This window comes from Pseudomonas sp. 05N433, assembly GCF_056396925.1.
In genome coordinates this window covers 22620-28967 of sequence record NZ_JBFTML010000061.1, presented here as the reverse complement: position 1 = coordinate 28967, position 6348 = coordinate 22620, and the positions used below count along the sequence as shown (strand labels likewise).

General features: G+C 62.0%; 3 protein-coding genes. All 3 read right to left on the bottom strand.

Going from position 1 to position 6348, the window contains the following annotated elements:
• Positions 1-3546: Ig-like domain-containing protein (locus AC1DIS_RS25375; RefSeq protein WP_477781150.1), on the bottom strand; the 3546-nt coding region annotated here is incomplete at its 3' end.
• Between the two features lie 50 nt (positions 3547-3596).
• Complete coding sequence (locus AC1DIS_RS25370; RefSeq protein ID WP_018929397.1) at positions 3597-4442, bottom strand: sulfotransferase family protein; 846 nt, start codon at positions 4440-4442, stop codon at positions 3597-3599.
• A gap of 151 nt (positions 4443-4593) precedes the next feature.
• Complete coding sequence (locus AC1DIS_RS25365; RefSeq protein WP_477744079.1) at positions 4594-6165, bottom strand: glycosyltransferase family 39 protein; 1572 nt, start codon at positions 6163-6165, stop codon at positions 4594-4596.
• Positions 6166-6348 lie beyond the last annotated feature (183 nt).

Sequence of the window (6348 nt, the reverse complement as noted above, 5' to 3'; positions counted from 1 at the left end):
CGCCGAAGGCGTGAAGGTCGCAGTCCAGGTGATGCCGCCATCGCTGCTGCTCACCGCGCTCAGCGTGCCATTGGCGATGGTCAGGTCGGCGTTGGTGAAACCGCTCACCGCTTCGCTGAAGGTAATGGTCACCAGCGAGGTTTCGCCCGCGGTCAGCGTCGTATCGGCCAGCACAATCGTGGCGGTCGGGCGCACGGTGTCGATGGCGTAGTTATTGGAATCGGTGGTGCCGCTGCCGGCGTTGCCCGCCAAATCGCTGATCCCGGTATTGTCCAGGGTGATCAGGTTGGTGGTGTCGTTGATGCTGGCGCTCGGGGTGAAGGTCGCCGTCCAGGTGATGCCGCCGTCGCTGCTGCTCACCGCAGTGAGCGTACCGTTGGCGATGGTCAGGTCCGCATTGGTGAAACCGCTCACCGCTTCGCTGAACGTAATGGTCACCAGCGAGGTTTCGCCGATTTTCAGTGCCGTGTCCGCGACCACGATAGTGGCCGTCGGGCGCACGGTGTCGATGGCATAGTTGTTGGAATCGGTCGTGCCAATGCCTACGTTACCGCTGGCGGCCGCCTGCACGCCGGTGTTGTCCAGGGTGATCAGGTTGGTCGCGTCGGTGATGCTGGCGGTCGGGGTGAAGGTCGCCGTCCAGGTAATGCCGCCGTCGCTGCTGCTCACCGCCGTGAGTGTACCGTTGGCGATGCTCAGGTCCGCGTTGGTGAAACCGCTCACGGCCTGATCGAAAGTGATGGTCACCAGTGAGGTTTCGCCGATTTTCAGTGCGTTGTCGGCGACCACGATGGTCGCAGTCGGCGGGACGGTGTCGATCACGTAGTTGTTCGAATTGGTGGTGCCGCTCCCGGTGTTGCCCGCCAGATCACTGACCCCGGTATTGTTCAGGGTGATCAGGTTGGTGGTGTCATTGACACTGGCCGACGGCGTGAAGGTCGCGGTCCAGGTGATGCCGCCATCGCTGCTGCTCACTGCGCTCAGCGTGCCGTTGGCGATGGTCAGGTCGGCGTTGGTGAAACCACTCACCGCTTCGCTGAACGTAATGGTCACCAGCGAGGTTTCACTCGCGGTCAGCGTTGTATCGGCCAGCACAATCGTGGCGGTCGGGCGTACCGTATCGATGGCGTAGTTGTTGGAGTCGGTGGTGCCGCTACCGGCGTTGCCCGCCAGGTCGCTGACTCCGGTGTTGTCCAGAGTGATCAGGTTGGTCGTATCGGTGATGCTGGCGGTTGGGGTGAAGGTTCCCGTCCAGGTGATGCCGCCATCGCTGCTGCTCACCGCCGTGAGCGTACCGTTGGCAATCGTCAGGTCCGCGTTGGTGAGACCGGTGACCGCTTCATTGAAGGTGATGGTCACCAGCGAGGTTTCGCCGACTTTCAGCGCATTGTCCGCCACCACGATGGTCGCGGTCGGGCGTACGGTGTCGACCGTGTAGTTATTGGAGTTGGTGGTGCCGACGCCGGCGGTGCCCAGGCCGTTTATCACGCCGGTGTTGTCCAGGGTGATGACGTTGGTCGTATCGGAAATACTGGCGGACGGGGTGAACGTTGCCGTCCAGGTGATGCCGCCATCGCTGCTGCTGACGGCGCTCAGGGTGCCGTTGGGGATAGTCAGGTCCGCGTTGGTGAAACCGGTCACGGCCTCGGAAAAGGTGATCGTCACCAAGGACGTTTCGCCGATGCTCAGTGTGGTGTCGGCGACCACAATGGTCGCGGTCGGCGGTGGCGAATACGCGGTGTTGAGTACGCCACCGTCGTTGTAGATAGTCGAGAAAGAGGTCGGCGAGGTGCCGGTTGAACCTCCGCCCTGCGCGGTACCGCCTGCACCACTGGCTGCGGCATTACCGGCCAGGGCCGCGAAGTTGGCAGCCGTGATCAGTAACGTGCCTTTGTTCCAGATCGCACCGACGCCCCGGCCGCCAATGCCGCCATTACTGGCATTGCTGCCTTGGCCACCACCACCGCCACCGCCGCCACCGGCGCCGATGTTGTTGCTGATGGTCGACGTGCCGATGACGGTTATGGTGCCGCTGCTGGCGTTGTAGATCCCGCCTACCGCGTTGCCGCCAGCACCACCTACCTTGTCCCAACCGGCCCCGCCGCCGCCACCGCCAATGGAAATCGTGCCATTGGTGGCCGTCGCACCGTTACCGCCGTTGCTGTAATAGGAAACGCCCACCCCGCCAGCACCGCCAGTGGTGGAACCACCGCGACCGCCCATGTGGGTGGCGTCATAACCGCCGCCATAACCACCGACACCGCCGCTGCCCGCCTGGCCGCCCAATGTGCCGGTGCCCGGCCCTGCCGAACCGCCGTGCCCGCCGCCCTGGCCGCCCAAACCGCCACCACCGCCGCCGCCACCGCCGTAAAAAGCGCCCGTGACACCGCCGCCGCCACCACCACCGGAAGCGGCGTTGGAGGTCACGGTAACGTTTTTCAGGGTCAGAATCCCTGCGTTGAAAATCCCCCCCGCCATCGCGCCCGTGGCACCGTAGCCACCGTTGCCACCGTTGCCCGCCACCAGGCCACGGGTGATCACCAGGCCATCGAGCGTCACGGTACTGCCAGACGCCACTTCAACCACTCGGGTCTTGTACTGACCATCAAGAGTCACATCTGCCACACCGTCGTTGTTCAAGTCGCCATCAACGTAGACGTTCTTGTTGATCAGCAATTCGGAGGTCAACTGCACCGTCATGCCGGTGCTGAATGTGACGATATCGCCGTTCTGCGCCGAGGCGAGGGCGGCACGCAGCGAGCCGACGCCCGTGTTGGCGTTGTTGGTGGCGGTCCAGGTGGCCAGGCCCCACTGATACTCGCTCATGGCCGTGGTCGAGAGCACGTTGGCGCTTTCGATGTTGCCGGTAGCAATTTCCAGATTCCAGTCGCCACCGACCCCGGTGCGGTTGCTGGAAGCGGCGATATCACGGCCGGTCAGTTGCGCCAGCGAGTCGACGAAACTCAAGCCGCGCTCGCCTTCGGCGGTGTAGCAGCCGTAGATCATGATGTCGCCGCCGACGTTCATGTCCTTGCCGATTTCCGCCAGCACGGCGCTGCGGGCCGCGACGTTATCGGCCGACAGATAACTATTACCCAGCCACAGATCGCCTGCGTTGCCGTGGGCAATGATCTGCACCGAACTGATGCCCTGATGGGTGTCGAGGTAGTCGGCAATCTGCTGCAAGCCGTCCTTGCCCGCGTCCAGCTGGACCACCTGAGTGCCCGGCGCGACGCCTTTAAGCAGGCTGTTGGCGTCCTTGACCCGCGAATCGACGAACACCACGCTTTGCCCTGGCACCGCGACAGGTGTCGGGGTTGGCGTGGCATCGGCCTGGCCGTGGGTGTCCTTGCTGGCGACCGACTTGTCGGCAGTCGGTGCCTTGACCGCGTCGGCCGTGGTATGGGTGTCAGCCTGGGCAGTATCGGCCACTGTGGCGGCCACCGCACCATCGAACAGCATGCGCGGCTCCAGGGACATGATCATTGGCGAGGCCAGCGCTCGTGCGCCTTGAGTAACCCGCGACTTGCCTTTGCTCCACCACATGCTGCTCACCCGGACTCGAACTTTTTGACAGACCAATGAAAACGCCGCGATCAACTGATCGCGGCGTCGGCTTTCATACGAATGACATTGGCGGCGCTGGCTGAGCCATCGAGCCAAAAGGACAACTCGGCGTATTGCTTGAACAAATCCGGCGGCAGGATCGTGCGCCTGGACTGCAATTGAACCTTGGCCTTCACCTTGTGCAGCCCCGAGAGGCCAAGGGCCTGGTCGAATTCCGGTGCGTCGTAGGCCAAATGATCGAAATCATGTTCGAACCAGGGTTCACCGATGAAGTCGTAAACCAGCCGCATCACCCGCTCTGGCGCCTGGCTCAGCAGGTCGTAATCGATGATCAGCAGTGAGTCGGCGTGTTCGCCGTAATAGGCTTCCTTGAGGGCGGCCCAGGAAAACCCCACCAACCGATTGCGTTGGGCCAGGGTTTCGCAGCGGCTGTAGACCGTGTTGCGCTCAACCGCATCGCCGAACAGCTTGGTGTTTTCGAAGGGATTGGCGCGGTACAGGCGCTCGATGCTGTCCATGACCCAGGCGACATTGCGCACACAGGCAATGATCTTGGCTTGAGGGAACAGATCGCTGATCGCCGGCAGGCGCGAACTCCACAGGCGGTTGGTGTCGAACACCACCGGTTTGTCGGCCTTGTCGGCGTAATAAGAATCGAACAGGCCACGCAACAGGCGGCGACGCAGGTCGGTGTCGATCACCGCGCCGAATTCGCTGCCGGCGCTGCATTGCTCCAGAACGCCGGAAAAGAGTGCGCCCACGGGGCTGGTCATGCCGGCATGGAAACGCGGATTCTGCAAAAGAATGGCAGAAAGCAGGGTCGAGCCCGAGCGCGGCAAGCCGGAGATAAAGTGGAACTGCTGCAATCCATTCACCCGTCATTCAGTCCTTTGTACGACGGAGCGTAGACCATGAATGGCCTTACAGCTAGTGGTGTTTTGATATCAAATTGGAGCTAAATCGACTGGAAAACGCAATTGATATAACCGTTTAAAAGTTGAATCGTTTAAGCCCTGAAACCACGGATTACTTCAGCACATACAAGCGTGCCACGGCGCCTCCCCCCCGGGCTTCGTCGACGCGTTGCCAGCCCGCGGGCAATGGAGCGAACTCGTCCGCCCCCTCGAGGGTACCGACCAGCCATACCCGACCAGTGCCTTTGGGCAAGGCATCGAGGCTATCCAGGTAGATGTCATTGGTCACCAGCGTACCGAAACCGTAGGCGTTCGGCCGGCTCGACCGGCCATAGGCCAATGGTGGCGTGTACAGCATCGGTTTGGCGTTGGTCTGGTTGTAATAGACGTAACTCAGGTACCAGAGCATGTCACTGGTGACGATTCGGTCGCCGGGCATGAAGTGCTGGTTCACGTGTTTGGCCATGACGCTGATCTGATCCTCAGTATCCACCGTGGCATTGTTCTTCACCCCCACCAGCTCGACACCGACAAACAGCAGCAGCACGGCCAGTGCCAAGACCTTGAAGTCTGCGTACAAGCGATCGACGGCCAGTGCGACAACCATCGGCAGACCCAAGGCGTAAGCGGTCAGGTAACGCTCGATGAACACCGGCGAGATGAACGACACCGCAAACACCAGCAATAACGGGACCGCGGTGTAGATCACCGCCAGCACACTGCCACGGAACACACTGCGGTCGCGGGCCAGCGCCACGCCCGCCAGGGCCACCAATGCCAGTGGCAGCGCGATAAAAATCAGCGTGGGCAGGTTCTCGCCATCGTCCTGGATCAGGAGCGACCAGATCATCGACGGCAATGAGTCGAGCATGACGGGGGGCTCCCATCCCACATCACCATTGGCCTTGAGCAGATCCAAGTGCTGGATCAGATCGATCAGGCTGGGCACCCACGGCAAGTACAACAGCACGATGGCCACATTGGCCAGCCACCAGCCCGAGCGCTGAATGTGCCGCAGTCGGTACCCTGGCTGCACACGGATCAGGCCCAGATACAACCAGTGACACAGCACGCACAGCGCGGTGAAGTAATGGGTGTAGAACGCCGCTGTCATCAGCAGGGTGTAGATCACCAGATAGCGCGTGCGTTGTGGCCGTTTTATCCAGTACACCAGGGCGATCGTGGCGCCGATCAGCCACATCCCCAACAGCGAATACATCCGCACTTCCTGGCTATACCGCACCGCCGTGGGCAACAGCGCCAGCAGAACCCCGGCCAGCAACGCGGCGCGGCGGGTCGCGAGCAGGTCCACCAGCCAGACACCGAGCCCGACCGTGGCAATCCCCGGCAGCGCGCTCAGGCAACGAATCGAAAAAATGCCGTCGCCGAACAGCCCGATCCAGCCGTGCAGCAGCATGAAATACAGCGGCGGATGCACATCATGGGCTGCATGTTCCCAGATCCCGGCCAGAGAGTACTGGCTCAACAACAGGCTGGACCCTTCGTCACCCCAGATCGCCGCCGCCGTCAGGTCGTAAAAACGCACCAGCGCAGCCAATGCCAGGATCGGCAGCAGCCAGTGCTCCCGCGCCCACCGCAATAAGCGACGGGCAGCCGCCCATGAGCCCGGTGTCGCGTGCGGATCCTGAGTGTCACCCAGCGGTGTTTCTCTGCGCGCCTCCATTGCCTCCCCTTGTTTCAACCTGATGTGCCTCGACCTAATGAACTTCGACCAGTGAATACGCAATTTTCTCAAGCACTGTAGGACAGGCTCAGGCCCGTCGTCGATGCTGGCTTTACGACGGACGACGTCCGGCAATCATTCCGATCAGCGTCTACGCTTTGGCGTGGCGTGACCCAGCCACGG